At 71.6% G+C, this 18,655-nt stretch carries 13 protein-coding genes; 5 read left to right on the forward strand and 8 right to left on the reverse strand.

Annotated elements, in window-relative coordinates; translation table 11 throughout:
- Positions 1–5 precede the first annotated feature (5 nt).
- The gene (locus tag ACIPSA_RS00770; RefSeq protein ID WP_402627090.1) at positions 6–944 is read right to left on the reverse strand and encodes a PAC2 family protein; all 939 of its coding nucleotides are present in this window, start codon (positions 942–944) and stop codon (positions 6–8) included.
- 277 nt (positions 945–1,221) lie between these two features.
- Positions 1,222–2,712, reverse strand: coding sequence for a 30S ribosomal protein S1 (gene rpsA, locus ACIPSA_RS00775; protein ID WP_402627092.1), 1,491 nt, complete (start codon positions 2,710–2,712; stop codon positions 1,222–1,224).
- Positions 2,713–2,940: 228 nt separating this feature from the next.
- On the opposite strand from rpsA, the gene ACIPSA_RS00780 reads away from it, so the two are divergent.
- Positions 2,941–3,891, forward strand: a complete 951-nt coding sequence (locus tag ACIPSA_RS00780; RefSeq protein WP_402627094.1) for a class I SAM-dependent methyltransferase — start codon at positions 2,941–2,943, stop codon at positions 3,889–3,891.
- Between the two features lie 58 nt (positions 3,892–3,949).
- Positions 3,950–6,478 (forward strand): ATP-dependent helicase HrpB, encoded by a 2,529-nt coding sequence (gene hrpB / locus ACIPSA_RS00785; protein ID WP_402627097.1) that lies wholly within the window; start codon positions 3,950–3,952, stop codon positions 6,476–6,478.
- Here the strand turns inward: hrpB and ACIPSA_RS00790 are convergent.
- The 3 genes from ACIPSA_RS00790 to ACIPSA_RS00800 form a co-directional block, all read right to left on the reverse strand.
- On the reverse strand, positions 6,468–7,460 hold the full coding sequence (locus tag ACIPSA_RS00790; protein ID WP_402627100.1) for a DUF3068 domain-containing protein: 993 nt from the start codon (positions 7,458–7,460) through the stop codon (positions 6,468–6,470). The genes hrpB and ACIPSA_RS00790 overlap by 11 nt on opposite strands.
- Before the next feature lie 25 nt (positions 7,461–7,485).
- A complete protein-coding gene (locus ACIPSA_RS00795) occupies positions 7,486–7,620 on the reverse strand; it encodes an SPW_0924 family protein (protein WP_402627103.1) in 135 nt (44 codons plus the stop codon).
- A gap of 143 nt (positions 7,621–7,763) precedes the next feature.
- Positions 7,764–9,497: a lytic transglycosylase domain-containing protein gene (locus tag ACIPSA_RS00800; protein ID WP_402627106.1), complete on the reverse strand. Its 1,734-nt coding sequence runs from the start codon at positions 9,495–9,497 to the stop codon at positions 7,764–7,766.
- Positions 9,498–9,804: 307 nt separating this feature from the next.
- Between ACIPSA_RS00800 and ACIPSA_RS00805 the strand changes: the two genes are divergently transcribed.
- Positions 9,805–10,662: a DUF4184 family protein gene (locus ACIPSA_RS00805; protein ID WP_402629403.1), complete on the forward strand. Its 858-nt coding sequence runs from the start codon at positions 9,805–9,807 to the stop codon at positions 10,660–10,662.
- On the opposite strand, the gene ACIPSA_RS00810 is transcribed toward ACIPSA_RS00805, so the two are convergent.
- The 3 genes from ACIPSA_RS00810 to ACIPSA_RS00820 form a co-directional block, all read right to left on the reverse strand.
- Positions 10,583–10,990 (reverse strand): hypothetical protein, encoded by a 408-nt coding sequence (locus tag ACIPSA_RS00810; protein WP_402627108.1) that lies wholly within the window; start codon positions 10,988–10,990, stop codon positions 10,583–10,585. The two genes, ACIPSA_RS00805 and ACIPSA_RS00810, sit on opposite strands and share 80 nt — an antisense overlap.
- A gap of 523 nt (positions 10,991–11,513) precedes the next feature.
- On the reverse strand, positions 11,514–14,240 hold the full coding sequence (gene polA / locus ACIPSA_RS00815; RefSeq protein WP_402627110.1) for a DNA polymerase I: 2,727 nt from the start codon (positions 14,238–14,240) through the stop codon (positions 11,514–11,516).
- A complete protein-coding gene (locus ACIPSA_RS00820; protein WP_402627113.1) occupies positions 14,180–14,830 on the reverse strand; it encodes an ATP-binding cassette domain-containing protein in 651 nt (216 codons plus the stop codon). Before ACIPSA_RS00820 ends, polA begins: the two co-directional genes overlap by 61 nt.
- 324 nt (positions 14,831–15,154) lie before the next feature.
- Between ACIPSA_RS00820 and ACIPSA_RS00825 the strand changes: the two genes are divergently transcribed.
- Both ACIPSA_RS00825 and ACIPSA_RS00830 read left to right on the forward strand, forming a co-directional pair.
- A complete protein-coding gene (locus ACIPSA_RS00825; RefSeq protein WP_402627116.1) occupies positions 15,155–17,434 on the forward strand; it encodes an FdhF/YdeP family oxidoreductase in 2,280 nt (759 codons plus the stop codon).
- Positions 17,435–17,483: 49 nt separating this feature from the next.
- Positions 17,484–17,975: a PaaI family thioesterase gene (locus tag ACIPSA_RS00830; RefSeq protein WP_402627119.1), complete on the forward strand. Its 492-nt coding sequence runs from the start codon at positions 17,484–17,486 to the stop codon at positions 17,973–17,975.
- Positions 17,976–18,655 lie beyond the last annotated feature (680 nt).

An 18,655-nucleotide genomic window follows, 5' to 3' on the forward strand; every position in this document is an offset into this window, starting at 1 on the left:
ACCGCCTAGCTGTCGCCCTCACGCTCCGCCAGGAACTTCTCGAACTCCAGTCCGATCTCATCCGCCGACGGGATGTCCACCGGTTCGGCGAGCATGTTGCCGCGGCTCTCGGCGCCCGACGCGGCGTCGTACTGGTGCTCGAGCCCCTGGACGAGGGAGGTGAGCTCCTCGTCGCCCTCCTGGATCTGCCGGTCGATCTCCGTCTGCGTACGGTGCGCGTCCGTGCGCAGGGCGTGCGCGATGCCGGGCAGAACCAGACCGGTCCCGGCCGTGATGGCCTCCAGGACGGTCAGCGCCGCGTCCGGATACGGGGAGCGGGCGATGTAGTGCGGGACGTGCGCGGCGACGCCCAGGACGTCGTGCCCGGACTCCATGAGGCGGTACTCGACGAGCGCCTCGGCGCTGCCGGGCACCTGCGCCTCGTCGAAGGGGCTGCGGTGGCCCGGAACGAGGTCGGTGCGGTTGCCGTGCGGGGTGAGGCCCACCGGGCGGGTGTGCGGCACGCCCATGGGTATGCCGTGGAAGTTCACGGAGAGACGGACGCCGAGGCGCTCCACGATCTGTCGTACGGCCGCGGCGAAGCGCTCCCACTCCACGTCCGGCTCGGGGCCGGAGAGCAGCAGGAAGGGCGCCCCCGTGGCGTCCTGGACGAGCCGCACCTCGATGCTGGGCTCCTCGTAGTCGGTCCAGCTGTCCCGCTTGAAGGTGAGCAGCGGCCGACGGGCCCGGTAGTCCACGAGCCGGTCGTGATCGAAGCGGGCCACGACCTGGTGGGGCAGCGAGTCGAGGAGCCGGTCGACGATCTGGTCGCCGGTCTCACCCGCGTCAATGTATCCGTCGAAGTGGTAGAGCATGACAAGGCCGGCCGACTCCTGGGCGAGCGCCATGTCGACGACGGCCAGCCCCTTCGGCTCCCATGCGTACAAACCCTGCGGATCAAGCACTGTGACCGCTCCTCCTCGTGTTCGTAGGCGACAACGCGGCCCGGGACGTGGGCATTCCCACCCTCGCCCCTGATCAGCCGCCGCTCACCGGCTTTTCATGCGCCGGTCCAGCACGGCACAAGAAAGCGAACGCGCGTATGAAAGGTCGTCAGCGCCCCGCGGGCCGAGAGACGTTGGCGGGGCAGCCGGAGGCAGACGCACTGAGGGCCCGCACCCAGGGGTGCGGGCCCTCAGTTCAAGAGCTACTGCTCAGTGATCAAGAGCTATTGCTCAGTGATCAGCTCTGGCCACCGGCGAGCTTCTCACGCAGCGCGGCCAGCGCCTCGTCCGAGGCCAGCGCGCCGGAGGTGTCGGCGCCCTCGGAGGAGTACGAACCGCCGGTCGCGGCCGGAGCGGCGGCCTCGCCACCCTCGGCGGCAGCGGCAGCGTCGGCCTCGCGGGACTTGATGACCTGCTGCTGGTGCTGCTCGAAGCGGGTCTGCGCCTCGGCGTACTGGCGCTCCCACTCCTCGCGCTGCTTCTCGTAGCCCGGCAGCCAGTCGTTGGTCTCCGGGTCGAAGCCCTCGGGGTAGATGTAGTTGCCCTGGTCGTCGTAGGACGCGGCCATGCCGTACAGGGTCGGGTCGAACTCGACCGAGGCCGGGTCGGCACCGAAGGACTCGTTGGCCTGCTTCAGCGAGAGGCTGATGCGACGACGCTCGAGGTCGATGTCGATGACCTTGACGAAGATCTCGTCGTTGACCTGGACGACCTGCTCCGGGATCTCCACGTGGCGCTCGGCCAGCTCGGAGATGTGGACCAGACCCTCGATGCCCTCGTCGACGCGGACGAACGCACCGAACGGAACCAGCTTCGTGACCTTACCGGGCACGACCTGGCCGATCTGGTGGGTGCGGGCGAACTGCTGCCACGGGTCTTCCTGGGTCGCCTTCAGCGACAGGGAGACGCGCTCGCGGTCCATGTCGACGTCGAGGACCTCGACCGTGACCTCCTGGCCGACCTCGACAACCTCGGACGGGTGGTCGATGTGCTTCCAGGACAGCTCGGAGACGTGGACCAGACCGTCGACGCCACCCAGGTCCACGAAGGCACCGAAGTTGACGATCGAGGAGACCACACCGGAACGGACCTGACCCTTCTGGAGGGTCGTGAGGAACGTCTGGCGGACCTCGGACTGGGTCTGCTCCAGCCAGGCACGGCGGGACAGGACCACGTTGTTGCGGTTCTTGTCCAGCTCGATGATCTTGGCCTCGAGCTCCTTGCCCACGTAGGGCTGGAGGTCGCGGACACGGCGCATCTCGACCAGGGAGGCCGGGAGGAAGCCGCGGAGGCCGATGTCGAGGATGAGACCACCCTTGACGACCTCGATGACGGTACCGGTGACGATGCCGTCCTCTTCCTTGATCTTCTCGATGGTGCCCCAGGCACGCTCGTACTGGGCGCGCTTCTTCGAGAGGATCAGGCGGCCTTCCTTGTCCTCCTTCTGGAGGACGAGGGCCTCGATCTCGTCGCCGACGGCGACGACGTCGTTCGGGTCGACATCGTGCTTGATCGAGAGCTCGCGGCTCGGGATGACACCTTCGGTCTTGTAACCGATGTCGAGCAGGACCTCGTCCCGGTCGACCTTCACGATGACGCCGTCGACGATGTCGCCGTCGTTGAAGTACTTGATCGTCTCGTCGATCGCGGCGAGGAAAGCTTCCTCGTTACCGATGTCGTTGACCGCAACCTGCGGGGTGGTGGCGGTGGTCTCGGTGCTGCTCGTCATGTGGGAAAGGGCTCCGGTACGGACATTGAAGTCGTAGGCACTGCTTACGCCGGGAGCCCGTTTCGCTCTGAAGAAGCCGGACAGCCAAGGAAGCGCCCCACCAGAAACTGGTGATGGCGCCTCGAGAACCGAGGGGACATACAACAGATGCGAGCGCAGCCTGCTACGTCTGAGGTGCGCAGGCCCGCAGCGCAACTTGTAGCATACGGGGGCAGCCGGGCAGGGTCAATGCGCGAACGCGCACACCCGGGGCGGATCGCCGCATTCCCGGCACAAGAAACGTCCCAGGAGGCCACGCAGGCCCGAGGGACCTCTTCCGCGACACGCCCCAGGGGGGTTGCACGGAAGAGTACGACGAGGGAGCCCATCATCCAAGAGCCAGAACCGCTAGAACCGGATGCCACCCGGCGTGACGCCGGGGTCGCGGAGAGCTCCCGGGCCAACCGGGGCTGGTGGGACCGGAACGCGGACGAGTACCAGGTCGAGCACGGCACGTTCCTCGGCGACGACCGCTTCGTGTGGGGCCCCGAGGGCCTCGACGAGGTGGAGGCCGAGCTGCTCGGCGCGCCCGAGGAGCTGAAGGGCAAGGACGTCCTGGAGATCGGCGCGGGCGCGGCCCAGTGCGCGCGCTGGCTGGCCGCCCAGGGGGCCCGTCCGGTGGCCCTGGACCTGTCCCACCGCCAGCTCCAGCACGCACTGCGCATTGGCGGATCGTTTCCTCTGGTGTGTGCCGACGCCGGCGCGCTCCCCTTCGCCGACGCGTCCTTCGACCTGGCGTGCTCGGCCTACGGGGCGCTGCCGTTCGTGGCGGACCCGCGGCTGGTGCTGCGGGAGGTGCGCCGCGTGCTGCGTCCCGGCGGCCGGTTCGTCTTCTCCGTGACGCACCCGATCCGCTGGGCCTTCCCGGACGAGCCGGGCCCCGAGGGCCTGTCGGTGGCGGCCTCCTACTTCGACCGCACGCCGTACGTCGAGCAGGACGAGGACGGCCGTGCGGTGTACGTCGAGCACCACAGGACGATCGGCGACCGCGTCCGGGACATCGTGGCGTCGGGCTTCCGTCTGGTGGACCTGGTGGAGCCGGAGTGGCCGGCCTGGAACACGTCGGAGTGGGGCGGCTGGTCCCCGCTGCGCGGGAACCTCATCCCGGGCACGGCGATCTTCGTGTGCGAACGGGACTGAGGCCGGACCGCTCACTCGCGCGTGAGGACGGTTCCGGGGGCCGTACGACACTAGGGGCGTGATCCGTTACGACGCCCTGGACGCCCTGCCCGTACGCGGTGCCCTGCCCGCCCTGGACGACGCCCTGGAGGGACACGGCACCGCCGTCCTCGTGGCACCGCCCGGCACCGGCAAGACGACGCTGGTGCCGCTCGCGCTGGCCGGGCTGCTGGGCGAGGGACCGGCGCGACGGGTGGTCGTGGCCGAGCCGCGGCGGATCGCGGCGCGGGCGGCGGCCCGACGGATGGCGTGGCTGCTGGGCGAGAAGGTCGGGGAGAGCGTCGGCTACACCGTGCGCGGGGAGCGGGTCGTGGGCCGCCGCGCGCGCGTGGAGGTCGTCACGACCGGCGTGCTGCTCCAGCGCCTCCAGCGGGACCAGGAGCTGGCGGGTGTCGACGTGGTCGTGCTCGACGAGTGCCACGAGCGTCATCTGGACGCGGACACGGTGGCGGCGTTCCTGTGGGACGCGCGCGAGGCCCTGCGGCCGGAGCTGCGGCTGGTGGCGGCGTCGGCGACGACCGACGCGGAGGGGTGGGCGCGGCTGCTGGGCGGGGCGCCGGTGGTCGAGGCGGCGGGCGTGTCGCATCCCGTGGAGGTGGTGTGGGCTCCGCCGGTGCGTCCGGTACGGCCGCCGCACGGGATGCGGGTCGACCCGGCGCTGCTGGCCCACGTGGCGTCGGTGGTGCGGCGGGCGCTGGCCGAGCGGCCCGGGGACGTGCTGTGTTTTCTGCCGGGCGTGGGTGAGATCGCGCGGGTGGCCGGACAACTGGGTGATCTGGGTGACGTCGAGGTGCTCCAGGTGCACGGGCGGGCGCCGGCGGCGGTGCAGGACGCGGTACTGGTGCCCGGTGACCGTCGCCGGGTGGTCCTTGCCACGTCGGTGGCGGAGTCCTCGCTGACGGTGCCCGGGGTGCGGGCGGTGGTGGACTCCGGGCTGGCGCGGGAGCCGCGCGTCGACCACGCGCGCGGGCTGAGCGCGCTGACGACGGTACGGGCGTCGCAGGCGGCGGGGCGGCAGCGGGCGGGGCGGGCCGGGCGTGAGGCGCCGGGTGCGGTGTACCGGTGCTGGGCGGAGGCCGAGGACGTCCGTCTGCCGCGTTTTCCGTCGCCGGAGATCAAGGTGGCCGACCTGACGGCGTTCGCGCTTCAGGCGGCCTGCTGGGGCGATCCGGACGCCTCCGGGCTGGCACTGCTGGATCCGCCGCCGGCCGGGGCGATGGCGGCGGCGCGCACCGCGCTGACGGCCGTGGGGGCGGTGGACTCCGCCGGGCGGGCCACGGAACGGGGAGTTCGGCTCGCGCGGCTGGGGCTGCACCCCCGGCTGGGAAGGGCGTTGCTGGACACCTCCGGCGGGGGCGCCGAGGTCGTCGCGCTGCTGAGTGAGGAGGCGCCCAGGGAATACGGGGACGACCTGGCGTCGGCCCTGCGTGTCGCGCGGCGGGGTGGTGACGCCTACGCCAAGCGGTGGGCTGCCGAGGTTCGGCGGCTGCGGGCCGTCGTCTCGGAGGAGGCTTCCGACCCGCCCACCCGTCACCCTCAGTTGCCGGTGGACGCCCGGGCCGGCGCAGGAGCGGGCGATGACCGGATCGCTGGGCTCGTCGCCGCGCTCGCCTTCCCCGAGCGGATCGCCAGGCTCGACGGCGGGTCGTATCTCATGCTCTCCGGGACGCGGGCCGAGCTCGCCGACGGGTCACCGCTGCGCGGGGTGCCCTGGATCGCCGTCGCCGCGGCCGACCGGCCGCTCGGCAAGGGGCACGCGCGCGTGCGGCTCGGGGCCGTGGTCGACGAGGAGCTCGCGCGGTTCGCCGCGCGGGCCCTGTACGAAGAGCGGGACGAGGTGCACTGGAAGGACGGGGACGTGGTCGCGCGCCGGGTGGAGCGGCTCGGGGCCGTCGAGCTGGCGGTGCGCCCGCTGCGGGACGCCGCCCCCGCGCTCGTACGCGAAGCGCTTCTCGAAGGGCTGCGGCAGGAAGGGTTCGGGCTGCTGCGCCGGCCGGCGGAGGGCGGTGTGCTGCGGCAGCGGCTGGCCTTTCTGCGACTGCATCTGGGGGAGCCCTGGCCGGACGTGTCGGACCGTGCCCTCCACGCGCGCGTGGACGAATGGCTGGAGCCCGAGCTGGGGCGGGCCCGGCGTCGGGCCGATCTCGCGCGGATCGACGCCGGGGAGGCGCTCGGGCGGCTGCTGCCCTGGGCGAGCGGGGAGGCCGCACGGCTCGACGAACTCGCCCCCGAGCGGATCACCGTACCCAGTGGATCCAGTATCCGGATCGACTACGCGAATCCCGAGCAGCCCGTCCTCGCCGTGAAGCTGCAGGAGATGTTCGGGCTGCAGGAGTCGCCGCGCGTGGCCGGGGTGCCGCTGCTCGTGCATCTCCTCTCCCCCGCCGGACGGCCCGCCGCCGTCACGGCCGACCTCGCCTCCTTCTGGAAGGACGGCTACAAGGGCGTACGGGCGGAGCTGCGCGGCCGTTATCCGAAGCATCCGTGGCCCGAGGACCCGGCCGGCGCGGAGCCCACCCGGCACACCAACGCCCGGCTCAGGCGCTGACCGGCTCCGGTTCCGCGGCCCGGGCCGGCGCGGGGTCTCCCGGTCGGCGGCCGCGCGCCTCCAGGTACAGGGAGAGCGCCAGCAGCACGATGCCCAGGGTGAGGAAGCCCCAGGGCAGGTAGGACGTGAGCAGCAGGACGATGGTGCGGTTGTGCTTGACCAGCGCCACGGTGTGCTCGATGTAGTCCTCGCGCATCTTCACGTCGCCCGCGAAGGCCGTCACCCGGTCGCGGCCGCCCAGCAGGCTGCCGCCGCGCAGCTCCTCCTTGTGGATCTCCTCCCCGTAGACGGGGGCGCCGGTGACGGGCTCGACCCAGAACCTGCGGACCGTGGTGTACCAGCGCGTCGTACCCGTCCTGGCGACCGACTCGGGGGTGATGCCCTGCACGGGCATGGTCTTGGGGAAGGGGACCTTGGTCCAGGGGATGGTCTGCTCGAAGTAGTAGACCTTCACGCCGCGGAAGGTCCGGGTGCCCTCGTAGTGGATGGGGTTGGTGGTCCGGGTCTGCGCGTCGAAGTACTCGTAGTCCCGTTTCTCCGTCAGGAAGGGCCACTTGAACTCGATGCCCTCCCGCTTGACCGGATCGCCGTCGACCATCTCGCCGGTGGCGTGGACGGGTTCCTGGGAGTGGGCGTCGAAGATGTAGCGCTCGGGGATCCTGGAGACCATCTTGCCGTCGGGGCCCCGGACGTAGGACAGGCCGTCCCAGACGACCACGTCCTTTCCCGCGGTCCTCTCGATCCGGTCGGAGGCCTCCACGTTGCCCTTGAGGGTCTGCACGATGGTGACCTCGGGGACCTTCTTCGCCCTCATCGTGCCGTAGTCGAGGAGAGTGGCGTCCTTGGCCTCCAGGACCACGTCCTGGTACTGGTTCGCGGGGATCTTGGCCAGGCGCGGGAAGGCGTACCAGCGCAGCAGCGGGGACAGCGCCGTGAAGAACACGGCGAGGGCGAGCAGGATCAGGCTGGTCGTGCGGCGCATCTCGGCCTCCCTCCCGGACGGACGGTTACGGGTGTGCGGGCACCGTCGTGAGGAGCGGTTTCGGGGACGTCCTGCCCTCCGGTGAGCCCATGGCGGTGATCGCGAGGACCAGGGCGAGCGCGAGGGCGAGGCCGCTCGCGGCGGCGATCAGGGCGCGCATGCGGGGCCTCCCGGCGAACGGTTCCTGATAGGTCGTCAGGTCGGGCACCGTAGCAACGGCCGGGCGAGATGAGAACACGTTGCACACAGACGAGGGCGCCCCTCCGCCGAAGCGGAGGGGCGCCCTGTGGCGCGAGGCCGGTCCTACGCCGAGGGGCTGGCCGAGGCGACGGCGGACGGACTGGCGGACGAGCTCGCGGAGGGGCTGGGCGACGGGCTCGGCGACGGGTCGGCCGCGGCGACCGTCAGTTCGACGGTCAGCGTCGCGCCACCGGTGGTGGTGATGCGGAGCAGGAAGGTCCCGGTGGTGTCGTCCGCGTACAGCTTCGGCAGCTTGATCAGGCCGTTCGCGTCCGTCTGGAGGTCCGTCAGGGTGCGGACGGCCTTGCCGTCGGCGTCCTTGAAGTAGGGACCCTTGTCGTTCTCGGTCGCGTCGTCCGCCGACTTGACGAGCGTCGCGGTGGCCGCGACCTTGTCCGCGACGGCGCCCTGGTACGTGGCCTTCACCTCGACCTGGTCGGCGAACTCGCCGCCCGGGGTACAGGTCAGCGCGGTGTCGCTGGTGCGGGCGAGGGTGTCGGCGGCGCGCGCGGTGACCGTGGCCCGGTAGTCGACGCCGCTGACCGAGCGGCCCACGACGGCCGCGTGGATCTTGAAGTCGCCGGTCTCCTCGCCCGCCTGGAGGGCGGGCGCGAGGGCCACGCCCTTGCTGTCGGTGGCGATCGTGGCGACCTTCTCGCCACCGGTGAAAGTGGCGTCCGTGTCCCCGGTGATGGTGAACCGGACCCTGACCTTGCCGACGGTCTTGCCCGCCTTGGTCTCGGCGCGCGTGCTGATCCTCTTGTCGAACGCGTCCCCGGCCATCGTGGTGAGCTTGGCGGTGCCCGCGTCCTCCAGGTGGTCCACCGTGTCGGTGGGGGTCTGCGGGGGCGTGGACGGGTCCGTGCTCGGGATCTCGCGGGGCTTGCCGGGCTTCGGCTTGGGCTTGGGCTTCGCCTCCTTGCCCGGCTTCGAGTTCTTCCCGGTGTGGTCGTCGCTGCGGCCCGAGGGCAGGCTGCCGGTGCCGTCGGGGACGGAGTGGGTGCCCTTGCGGTAGTACTCGAACCACGACAGGACCGTGTTGAGGTAGTCCTGCGAGTTGTTGTAGCTGAGGATCGCGCGGTTCACGTCCGCCTGGGCGGACAGGTCCCAGCCGTTGCGGCACAGGTAGTGGCCGGCCGCGAGCGCGGCGTCGTAGACGTTGTTGGGGTCCTTGACGCCGTCGCCGTTGCCGTCGCGGCCCGCCCAGGCCCAGGTCGACGGGATGAACTGCATCGGACCGACGGCCTGGTCGTACGCGCTGTTGCCGTCGTACCGGCCGTTGTCGGTGTCCTTGATCAGCGCGAAGCCGTTGCCGTCGAGCTGCGGGCCGAGGATCGGGCTGAGGGTGGTGCCGTTCGCGTCGACGCGGCCGCCGCGGGCCTGGCCCGACTCGACCTTGCCGATGGCGGCGAGCAGCTGCCAGGGCAGGTTGCAGCCCGGCTTGGAGTCGCGCAGCTCCGCCGCGGCCTTCTTGTACGCGTCGAGGACGGTCGCGGGGATGCCCGCCTCGCCCTCGCCCTGGGCGACCGGGGTGCCGCCGGCCGACGACGATGATGACGGGCTGGGGTTGGGGCTGTCGAGCGGCGGAAGGTCCGTGTAGTACGGCGAGTTGCCGGTGGCGTTGTCGTCGGACTCCACGTCCGGTGCCGGGAGGGACGCGCCGGCGGCGGCCTGTCTGCCCTGGTCGTCGGTCGTCACGCCCGGAGCCTGGGACGCGGACAGAGCCGCGACCGCTGCCGCGGCCACGGCGGTCGTCGCCGCCCCCTTGCGCAGCCGCCTGCCGATATGCGCCGTCATGGAGTGAACCCCTCCCGTGGACGCCCGAGCGCCCGTCTCTGTCTGTCTGCTCGCCTTGTTCTGACGGTTGACCCGGTGCTGTGGTTGCCCCCGTTGCTCTGTTCGATGGATGTGGCGGCGTCCTCGACCATGCGTCCGGGCACCGTGGCCCAGGTGACCCTACGACAACTTCCTTTTCGGGGGCACCCGGTGGCGACCGGTATTCACCAGTTGGCCATATGCCGTTGTACTGGGTGGCCGTCACCCATACTGGACGGACGTGATCACCGGCCGGCGGCCCGGCCGACAAGCGTTCCTGGGGGACCAGTTGCCGTTCACTCTCAGCCATGCGGCCGCCGTCCTGCCCGCGGTGCGCGGGGACGGATCCGGCCGGGGCCGGCTGGTTCCCGCGGTGCTCGTCGCGGGCTCCTTCTCCCCCGACATGACCTATTTCGCGGCGAGTGTCCGGCCGGACGCGATGGAGTTCGGGAATGTCACCCACTCGTTCGCCGGGGTTTTCACCGTCGACGTGCTCGTCGCGTCGGCGCTGGTGGGACTGTGGCTGCTGGCGCGGGAGCCGCTGGTGGCGCTGCTGCCGCGGGCCCGGCAGGGGCGGGTGGCGGCGCTGTCGCGCTGCGGGGCGCCACGCGCGCGCGTGCGGCCCTCTTCGGTGGCGTGGTGGTACGTCTCGGCGGCGCTCGGCGCGCTGACCCACGTCGTGTGGGACGCGTTCACGCACCACGACCGGTGGGGCATGCGGCTGTTCCCGGTCCTGGGCCGTGAACTGGCGGGAGTGCCGCTGTACTGGTACCTGCAGTACGGCGGTTCCGCGGTGGCCGCGATGGTGATCGCCGCGTTCCTCGCGTACGCGGTACGGCGGGCGCCCGCGGGCGAACCGGTGGGGGTGCCGCTGTTGTCGGTACGGGACAGGTGGTGGGCCGGGGCCGTGATCGGCGCCTGTGCGGCGGCCGGGGCGGTACAGCGGGTGGCGCGGTCGTGGGTGTACCTCGGCCGGGGCGAGGTCAAGCCCTGGGAGGTGGTGCCGACGGTGTGCTTCGGGGCGGGCGCGGGACTGGTGCTGGGGCTGCTTCTGTACGCCGCCTGGGTCAGGGTCTGGCGTCCGGCCCGGGTTCCTGCCGCTCCCGGCCAAGGCCGTGCGGAGCCGAGCCGTACGGTCGCTCGGTGAGGGGCGCCACGAACACGGTCATCCTGCGTGGCGGGCGTGGTCTCGGGAGCAGGGTGAGCAGCAGCGCGAGGTAGCCGCGGCCCAGGTCGGCCCAGTGGCGCCAGGCGAGCGCCCGGTCCGCCCCGAAGGCCCTGGTGGTGAGCCGGCGCCTGAGGTTCGCCGCCGCCTTGCGCACGGCGGTCGTCAGGTCGGTGGGAATGCGGGCGGTGCTTGCGTCGGCCGCGAGGGCCGGGATCCGCGAGGGCGGCATGGACGGGGCCGCGGCGGTGTCCGCCTGTGCCGTGGTCCGTGCCTGGGCCGTCCGGCGGTGGAGCATGCGTATACCCATGCCCGCATCCTTGCGGCCGGGAGTGCCGGGGGCGTTTTGGCGGGGGCCACGTGAGTGACATGCCCTGCGGGGCCGGGGCCGGGGCCGGGGCCGGGGGGTGGTGCGGGTGAGCTGGTGTGATGGGTTCCGGCCGGTTCGGCACCGTCGGACTGCGCCGTGGTGGATGCCCGCCGTTGCGGCGGGAGCCGGCCGACGCCGGAACAGGAGAGCCAGGGCCCTGTCTGCCGTGGGCGGCAGGGCTGCGGAGAGGGCGTTGTCGCACCGCTGGCCGAAACGCCCCCTCCGCCGTACCGCCGGAGACTAGGGCCTGTCCGGCGGATCATGCCGCAGACGCGGGGTCTGGCACGCCCATCTGCGGCGTTGTCGTCGGTTGCCGACTCCCCCACGCTCGGCTGCGCTCGCGCGGGGGGACCCCCATCGCGTCGACGCCCTCCTCCGCCTTGCAGCTGGACGCACCAGACCCCGCTCACCTGGGCTGATGAGGCGCCGTTGCTTTCCTGCGACCTGATCCGCCGGACAGGCCCTAGTGCGCGGCCGACTCCCAGTCCGGGCCCACGCCCACGGACACGTCCAGGGGTGCCCTCAGCTGGACCGCGCCCGCCATTTCGCGGCGGACGATCTCCTCCGTGGCCGCGCGCTCGCCGGGGGCGATCTCCAGGACGATTTCGTCGTGGACCTGGAGGAGCATGCGGGACTTGAGGTCCGCCTCCCGCAGAGCCCGGCCGACGTTGAGCATGGCGATCTTGACGATGTCCGCCGCCGTGCCCTGGATGGGCGCGTTGAGGGCCATCCTCTCCGCCGCCTCCCGGCGCTGGCGGTTGTCGCTGTTGAGGTCGGGGAGGTAGCGACGACGCCCGAAGAGCGTCGCCGTGTAGCCGGTCGCCCTGGCCTCGTCGACCACCCGCCGCAGATAGTCCCGTACACCGCCGAAGCGCTCGAAGTACGTGTCCATCAGGGCGCGGGCCTCGGCCGCCTCGATGTTCAGCTGCTGGGAGAGGCCGAAGGCCGACAGGCCGTACGCCAGGCCGTACGACATCGCCTTGATCTTGCGGCGCATCTCCGCGTCGACGGCGGAGCGCTCGACGGCGAACACCTGCGAGGCGACCGTGGTGTGCAGGTCCTCGCCGGAGGTGAACGCCTCGATCAGGCCCTCGTCCTCGGAGAGGTGGGCCATCACGCGCAGTTCGATCTGGCTGTAGTCGGCGGTCATGAGGGACTCGAAGCCCTCGCCGACGACGAAGCCGCGACGGATCGCCCGGCCCTCGTCCGTGCGGACCGGGATGTTCTGCAGGTTCGGGTCGGTGGAGGAGAGCCGGCCGGTCGCCGCCACCGTCTGGTTGAACGTGGTGTGGATACGGCCGTCACCGGCGACCGTCTTGATCAGGCCCTCGACCGTGACGCGCAGCTTGGCCTGCTCACGGTGGCGCAGCATGATCACCGGCAGCTCGTTGTCGGTCTGTGTGGCGAGCCAGGCCAGGGCGTCCGCGTCGGTCGTGTAGCCGGTCTTGGTCTTCTTGGTCCTGGGCAGGGCCAGCTCGCCGAAGAGGACCTCCTGGAGCTGCTTGGGCGAGCCCAGGTTGAACTCGTGCCCGGCCGCGGCGTGCGCCTCCTTCACGGCCTGCTGCACGGCGCCCGCGAACATCTGCTCCATGGCCTCCAGGTGTGCCCGGTCGGCCGCGATGCCGTGCCGCTCCATACGGGCGAGCAGGGCCGAGGTGGGCAGCTCCATGTCCCGCAGGAGGTCCGCCGCGCCGACTTCCTGGAGACGGGCGTCGAAGGCCTGGCCCAGGTCGAGGACGGCGCGGGCCTGGATCATGAGGGACTCGGCCTCGGCGCCGTCGTCCACGCCGAAGGCCAGCTGGCCGTCGGCCGCCGCGGCGGGGGCCAGCTCCCGGCCCAGGTACTCCAGGGACAGGGCGTCCAGGTCGAAGGAGCGGCGGCCCGGCTTGACCAGATAGGCGGCGAGGGCGGTGTCCATGGTGACGCCCTCGACGCTCCAGCCGTGCTCGGCGAGGACCCGCATGGCGCCCTTGGCGTTGTGGAAGACCTTGGGCTTCTCCGCGTCGGCCAGCCAGGTCGCGAGCGCGTTCTCGTCGGCCTCGTCCAGCTGGGACGGGTCGAACCAGGCGGCCGCCCCGCCGGCGGCGGCGAGCGCGATCTCGGCGACCGAGCCGGTGCCCAGCGCCCAGGTGGCGACGGTGGCGACGCCGAGGCGCTCCGTGCCGTGCTCGGCGAGCCACGGGGCCAGCTCGCCCGTGCCGAGCACGGCGGCGTCCAGCTCCACGCCCTGCGCCACGACCGGGGTGGGCTCGGCCTCCTCGCCGCCGGGGTCGACGGCGAGCAGCCGCTCCCGCAGGGAGGGGTTCCTGATCTCCAGGGTGTCCAGGACCATCGCGAGGGCCTTGCGGTCGTACGGGGCGCGCTCCAGGTCGGTGACCGTCCTCGGCAGCTCGACGGTGCGCACCATCTCCGTCAGCCGGCGGTTGAGCTTGACCGCCTCGAGGTGGTCACGCAGGTTCTGTCCGGCCTTGCCCTTGACCTCGTCGACGCGCTCGACCAGCTCCGCGAACGAACCGAACTGGTTGATCCACTTCGCGGCCGTCTTCTCGCCGACGCCGGGGATGCCCGGGAGGTTGTCGGACGGGTCGCCGCGCAGCGCGGCAAAATCGGGGTACTGGGCAGGCGTCAACCCGTACTTCTCGACAACCTTCTCCGGGGTGAACCGGGTCAGCTCCGAGACGCCCTTCGTCGGATACAGCACCGTCGTGTGCTCGGTGACCAGCTGGAAGGAGTCGCGGTCGCCGGTGACGATCAGCACCTCGAAGCCCTCGGCCTCGGCCTGGGTGGCGAGCGTGGCGATGATGTCGTCCGCCTCGTACCCGTCGACCGCGAAGCGCTGGGCGTGCATCGCGTCCAGGAGCTCGCCGATCAGCTCGACCTGGCCCTTGAACTCGTCCGGGGTCTTGGAGCGGTTCGCCTTGTACTCGGTGAACTCCTCGGAGCGCCAGGTCTTGCGGGAGACGTCGAACGCCACCGCGAAGTGCGTGGGCGCCTCGTCACGCAGGGTGTTGGCCAGCATCGACGCGAAGCCGTAGATCGCGTTCGTCGGCTGGCCGGTCGCGGTGGTGAAGTTCTCCGCGGGCAGCGCGAAGAACGCGCGGTAGGCCAGCGAGTGCCCGTCCATGAGCATCAGCCGGGGACGGTTTCCGCCGGGGGTCTTGTCGGTCTTCTGCGATGCTGTCTCTGCCACGCCCCCGATCCTGCCACGAGCCACTGACAGCCGGACGCCCCGTCGGGGGCACTCGTCGTGCTGCGAGGCGGCGCCCCCGGAGTTCCGGCTACGCAGCGTGGCACCCGGTGCCGAAGTGCGGTATCCGTGGTGTCCGCCTGTCCGACCGCCGCGAGGCGGTGCGGGACCAGCAGGCTGGTGCGGCCCGACCGGTGGTCGCGAAGACGGCGGTGGATCTCGTGCTCCGCCTCGGCGTCGAGTCCGGAGCTGGGCTCGTCGAGGATGAGCAGGTCGCTGTCCTCGCGCAGGAGGGTGCGCGCCGGAGCGACGCGCTGCCATTGGCCGCCGGACAGCACGACTCCGGTGTGCGCGTCGTACTCGGCGTCGCCTTCGAAGAAGATCCGGCTGAGGAGTGTGCCGTAGCCGTGCGGCAGTTGGCGGAGTCTGGTGTCGATGTCGGCCGGCCGGGCGGCCTCGGTGATGCGCGTCTCGTCGGTGAGCCGGGCCAGGTCGCCGACTCCGACGTTCTCGGCCGCGGTGAGGTCGTAGCGCATGAAGTCCTGGAACAGGACGGTCATCCGGCCGTCTTCGGCGGACGAGAACCCGGTCACCGTCCGTCATGGCGGGCGCCATGCTCATGCCCTCGACGGTGGCGACCACCAGATTCCTGCGGCACCGGAGCAGGGCGGCAGCGACGATTCACACTCCCGAAATCACCGATGCCAGGATCACGTCATGATCCTGGGCTCGGGCAGTGGGAAGTCGACCGATCATGTCCGGCAGGCCACCGGCCGGCCCTGCGCGCGCGACCACCGCTCCCGGCCCTGGCACGCCCGGACTGCCTCACGGTCACTGACACGTGCGAGGATCGGTGCGGTCGGGCGCCCTGGGCCCCGGTGATCACAGCACACGCGCCAGCGAAGGAGAACGCCACGATGGCAAAGAAGCCGCCCAAGGCTGATCCGGTCCAGGACGCGCCGCAGGTCGCCGAACCGAAGCACGCGGCGGCCGGCCTCCCGGCGATCGGGCACACGCTGCGCATGGCCCAGCAGCAGATGGGAGTGAAGCGCACCGCGCTGACGCTGCTGCGCGTCAACCAGAAGGACGGCTTCGACTGCCCGGGCTGTGCCTGGCCGGAAGGGGACCACCGGCACAAGGCGGAGTTCTGCGAGAACGGCGCGAAGGCGGTGGCCGAGGAGGCGACGCTGCGCCGGGTCACCCCGGAGTTCTTCGCCGCGCACACCGTGGCCGACCTGGCGAACCGCAGCGGCTACTGGCTGGGCCAGCAGGGCCGGCTCACACACCCCATGTACCTCCCCGAAGGCGGCGAGCGCTACGAGCCCGTCTCCTGGGAGCGCGCCTTCGACATCATCGCCGAGGAGATCGCCGACCTCGGCTCCCCCGACGAGGCCGTCTTCTACACCTCAGGGCGCACGAGCAACGAGGCCGCGTTCCTGTACCAGCTGTTCGCGCGCCGGCTGGGCACGAACAACCTCCCGGACTGCTCGAACATGTGCCACGAGTCCTCCGGCTCGGCGCTGGTCGAGACGATCGGCATCGGCAAGGGCAGCGTCCGGCTGGAAGACCTCTACAAAGCCGACCTGATCGTCGTCGCCGGGCAGAACCCCGGCACCAACCACCCGCGCATGCTCTCCGCCCTGGAGAAGGCCAAGGCCAACGGTGCGAAGATCATCAGTGTGAACCCGCTGCCCGAGGCGGGCCTGGAGTGCTTCAAGAACCCGCAGACCCCGCAGGGCCTGCTCAAGGGCGCCGCGCTGACCGATCTCTTCCTGCAGATCCGCATCGGCGGCGACCAGGCCCTCTTCCGTCTCCTCAACAAGCTGGTCCTGGAGACGGAGGGCGCGGTCGACGAGGAGTTCGTCCGCGAACACACCCACGGGTACGAGGAGTTCGCCGCGGCCGCCCGAGCCGCCGACTGGGACGAAACGCTGACGGCGACCGGCCTCACGCGCGCGGAGATCGACCAGGCCCTGGACATGGTGCTCGCCTCGAAGCGGACCATCGTCTGCTGGGCGATGGGTCTCACCCAGCACAAGCACTCCGTCCCGACCATCCGCGAGGTGGTCAACTTCCTCCTTCTGCGCGGCAACATCGGCCGCCCGGGAGCGGGCGTGTGCCCGGTGCGCGGTCACTCGAACGTGCAGGGCGACCGCACGATGGGCATCTTCGAGCGGCCCGCCCCGGCCTTCCTGGACGCCCTGGAGAAGGAGTTCGGGTTCGCGCCCCCGCGCGCGCACGGCTTCGACGTCGTACACGCCATCCGTGCGCTGCGCGACGGCGAGGCCAAGGTGTTCTTCGCCATGGGCGGCAACTTCGTCTCCGCCTCCCCCGACACGGAGGTCACCGAGGCGGCCATGCGGCGTGCGCGGCTCACCGTGCACGTGTCGACCAAGCTGAACCGCTCGCACGTCGTCACGGGCGCGCGTGCGCTGATCCTGCCGACGCTCGGGCGCACCGAGCGCGACCTGCAGGACGGTGGCGAGCAGTTCGTGACCGTCGAGGACTCGATGGGCATGGTGCACGCCTCCCGTGGCCGGCTGGACCCCGCGAGCGCGCACCTGCTGTCCGAGCCGGCCATCGTGTGCCGTCTCGCGCGCCGGGTGCTGGGCGAGGACAGCAAGGTGCCGTGGGAGGAGTTCGAGAAGAACTACGCGGCGATCCGTGACCGCATCGCGCGGGTGATCACCGGCTTCGAGGACTTCAACGCGCGCGTGGCCCGCCCCGGAGGTTTCGCGCTGCCGCACGCCCCGCGGGACGAACGGCGCTTCCCGACGGCCACCGGCAAGGCGAACTTCACGGCGGCACCGGTCGAGTTTCCCCAGCTGCCGGAGGGCCGGCTGCTGCTCCAGACGCTGCGTTCGCACGACCAGTACAACACCACCATCTATGGCCTGAGCGACCGTTACCGGGGCATCACGAACGGCCGCCGGGTGATACTGGTGCACCCCGAGGACGCGCGGGCGCTCAAGGTCGCGGACGGGTCGTACGTGGACCTGGTGAGCGAGTGGCGGGACGGCGTGGAGCGGCGGGCGCCCGGTTTCCGGGTCGTGCACTACCCGACGGCCCGGGGGTGTGCGGCGGCGTACTACCCGGAGACCAACGTGCTCGTGCCACTGGACGCCACCGCGGACACCAGCAACACCCCGGCCAGCAAGTCCGTCGTCGTCCGTCTGGAACAATCGGCAACCGACTGAGCGTTTGCTCAGCCGACAGACAGGTGTATGACGAACGGAGCCGGGTCCCATGGGTGAACAGCAGAACGCGAAGTTCCCGCAGGAGGTCATCGACGAGTACGCCGCGCTCGGGGTCGACCTGCCGGGGCTGTTCTCCGCGGGGCACCTCGGTACGCGGATGGGTGTGGAGATCGTCGAAGCGTCCGCCGAACGGGTCGTCGGGACGATGCCGGTGGAGGGGAACACGCAGCCGTACGGACTGCTCCACGGGGGCGCGTCCGCCGTGCTGGCGGAGACCCTGGGCTCGGTGGGCTCGATGCTGCACGGAGGCAGCTCCAAGATCGCGGTCGGTGTGGACCTCAACTGCACGCATCACCGCGGGGTGCGCTCGGGCCTGGTGACCGGCGTGGCCACGCCTGTGCACCGGGGGCGGTCGACGGCGACGTACGAGATCGTGATCAGCGACGAGGAGGGGCGCCGGGTGTGCACCGCCCGGCTGACCTGTCTGCTGCGGGACGTGAAGCCGGGCGACGAGGCACACGTGCAGCCCGCCCAGGGCTGAGCCCGGCTCTTTCGGCCACCGCCGCGGCCACCGCTCCCCGCCGTCGCTCCCCGCCGTCGCGTCGGCCCGGCGTCGGCACACGGGACGGCCAGGAGGCCCACGGCCGCGGGTGGCCGCAGTGAGGCCCGGACTGGCGCTGTCGGCACGCGTGTTGGCGTCGGGGCGCGACGGGTCCGGGCCCTCCGCCGGCGGGTCCGGTCGCCGCGCCGGCTCCCCCGCCCACTCCGCTCGTCGTCGGCGGCCTCCGACGACGACGGCAACGCCGACAGCGACGGCGACTACCAGTCAATGGGCTGTCCAATGGGCAGTACGAGATCCCGCGGAAGGCCGTGGGCGCCACGCCGGCCATGAGGCGGCGTCAAGGTGCCTGCCATCGCAGGCGAATTGATTGTCCGTCAGAACGTGGGGCACCCACGGCGCGGAGTCCGTCCACCCGCCGGGGTGCACGCGCACCCACCCCTCACCTGGCAGCCGCTCCCCTCACAGGCGGCGGACACGACGCACCCCGGCCGCAGCAACCGCCTCTGCCCGAACCGCCGCATTCCGCCCAGGTGGTGGAGATGGCCTTCCCGAACGGACCCTCCCGAACGGCCGGTCCACCATCCGGACCGCCGGCCACCGTGACCCGGGCGGCCCAGCCGTACGCCGTGCTCTCGCGGGCCGCGACGCCGCGTGCCCTT

The sequence above is a fragment of the Streptomyces sp. NPDC086549 genome (genome assembly GCF_044746205.1).
In the GTDB taxonomy this organism is placed as follows: domain Bacteria; phylum Actinomycetota; class Actinomycetes; order Streptomycetales; family Streptomycetaceae; genus Streptomyces.

Bases quoted from the DNA above. Each gene is read 5' to 3' on its own strand.
- rpsA (WP_402627092.1), bottom strand. From the start codon at position 2,712: ATGACGAGCAGCACCGAGACCACCGCCACCACCCCGCAGGTTGCGGTC.
- ACIPSA_RS00800 (WP_402627106.1), bottom strand. From the start codon at position 9,497: ATGACGGCGCATATCGGCAGGCGGCTGCGCAAGGGGGCGGCGACGACC.
- ACIPSA_RS00825 (WP_402627116.1), top strand. From the start codon at position 15,155: ATGGCAAAGAAGCCGCCCAAGGCTGATCCGGTCCAGGACGCGCCGCAG.
- ACIPSA_RS00830 (WP_402627119.1), top strand. From the start codon at position 17,484: ATGGGTGAACAGCAGAACGCGAAGTTCCCGCAGGAGGTCATCGACGAG.
- ACIPSA_RS00810 (WP_402627108.1), bottom strand. From the start codon at position 10,990: ATGGGTATACGCATGCTCCACCGCCGGACGGCCCAGGCACGGACCACG.
- ACIPSA_RS00795 (WP_402627103.1), bottom strand. From the start codon at position 7,620: ATGCGCGCCCTGATCGCCGCCGCGAGCGGCCTCGCCCTCGCGCTCGCC.
- ACIPSA_RS00790 (WP_402627100.1), bottom strand. From the start codon at position 7,460: ATGCGCCGCACGACCAGCCTGATCCTGCTCGCCCTCGCCGTGTTCTTC.
- ACIPSA_RS00780 (WP_402627094.1), top strand. From the start codon at position 2,941: ATGCGCGAACGCGCACACCCGGGGCGGATCGCCGCATTCCCGGCACAA.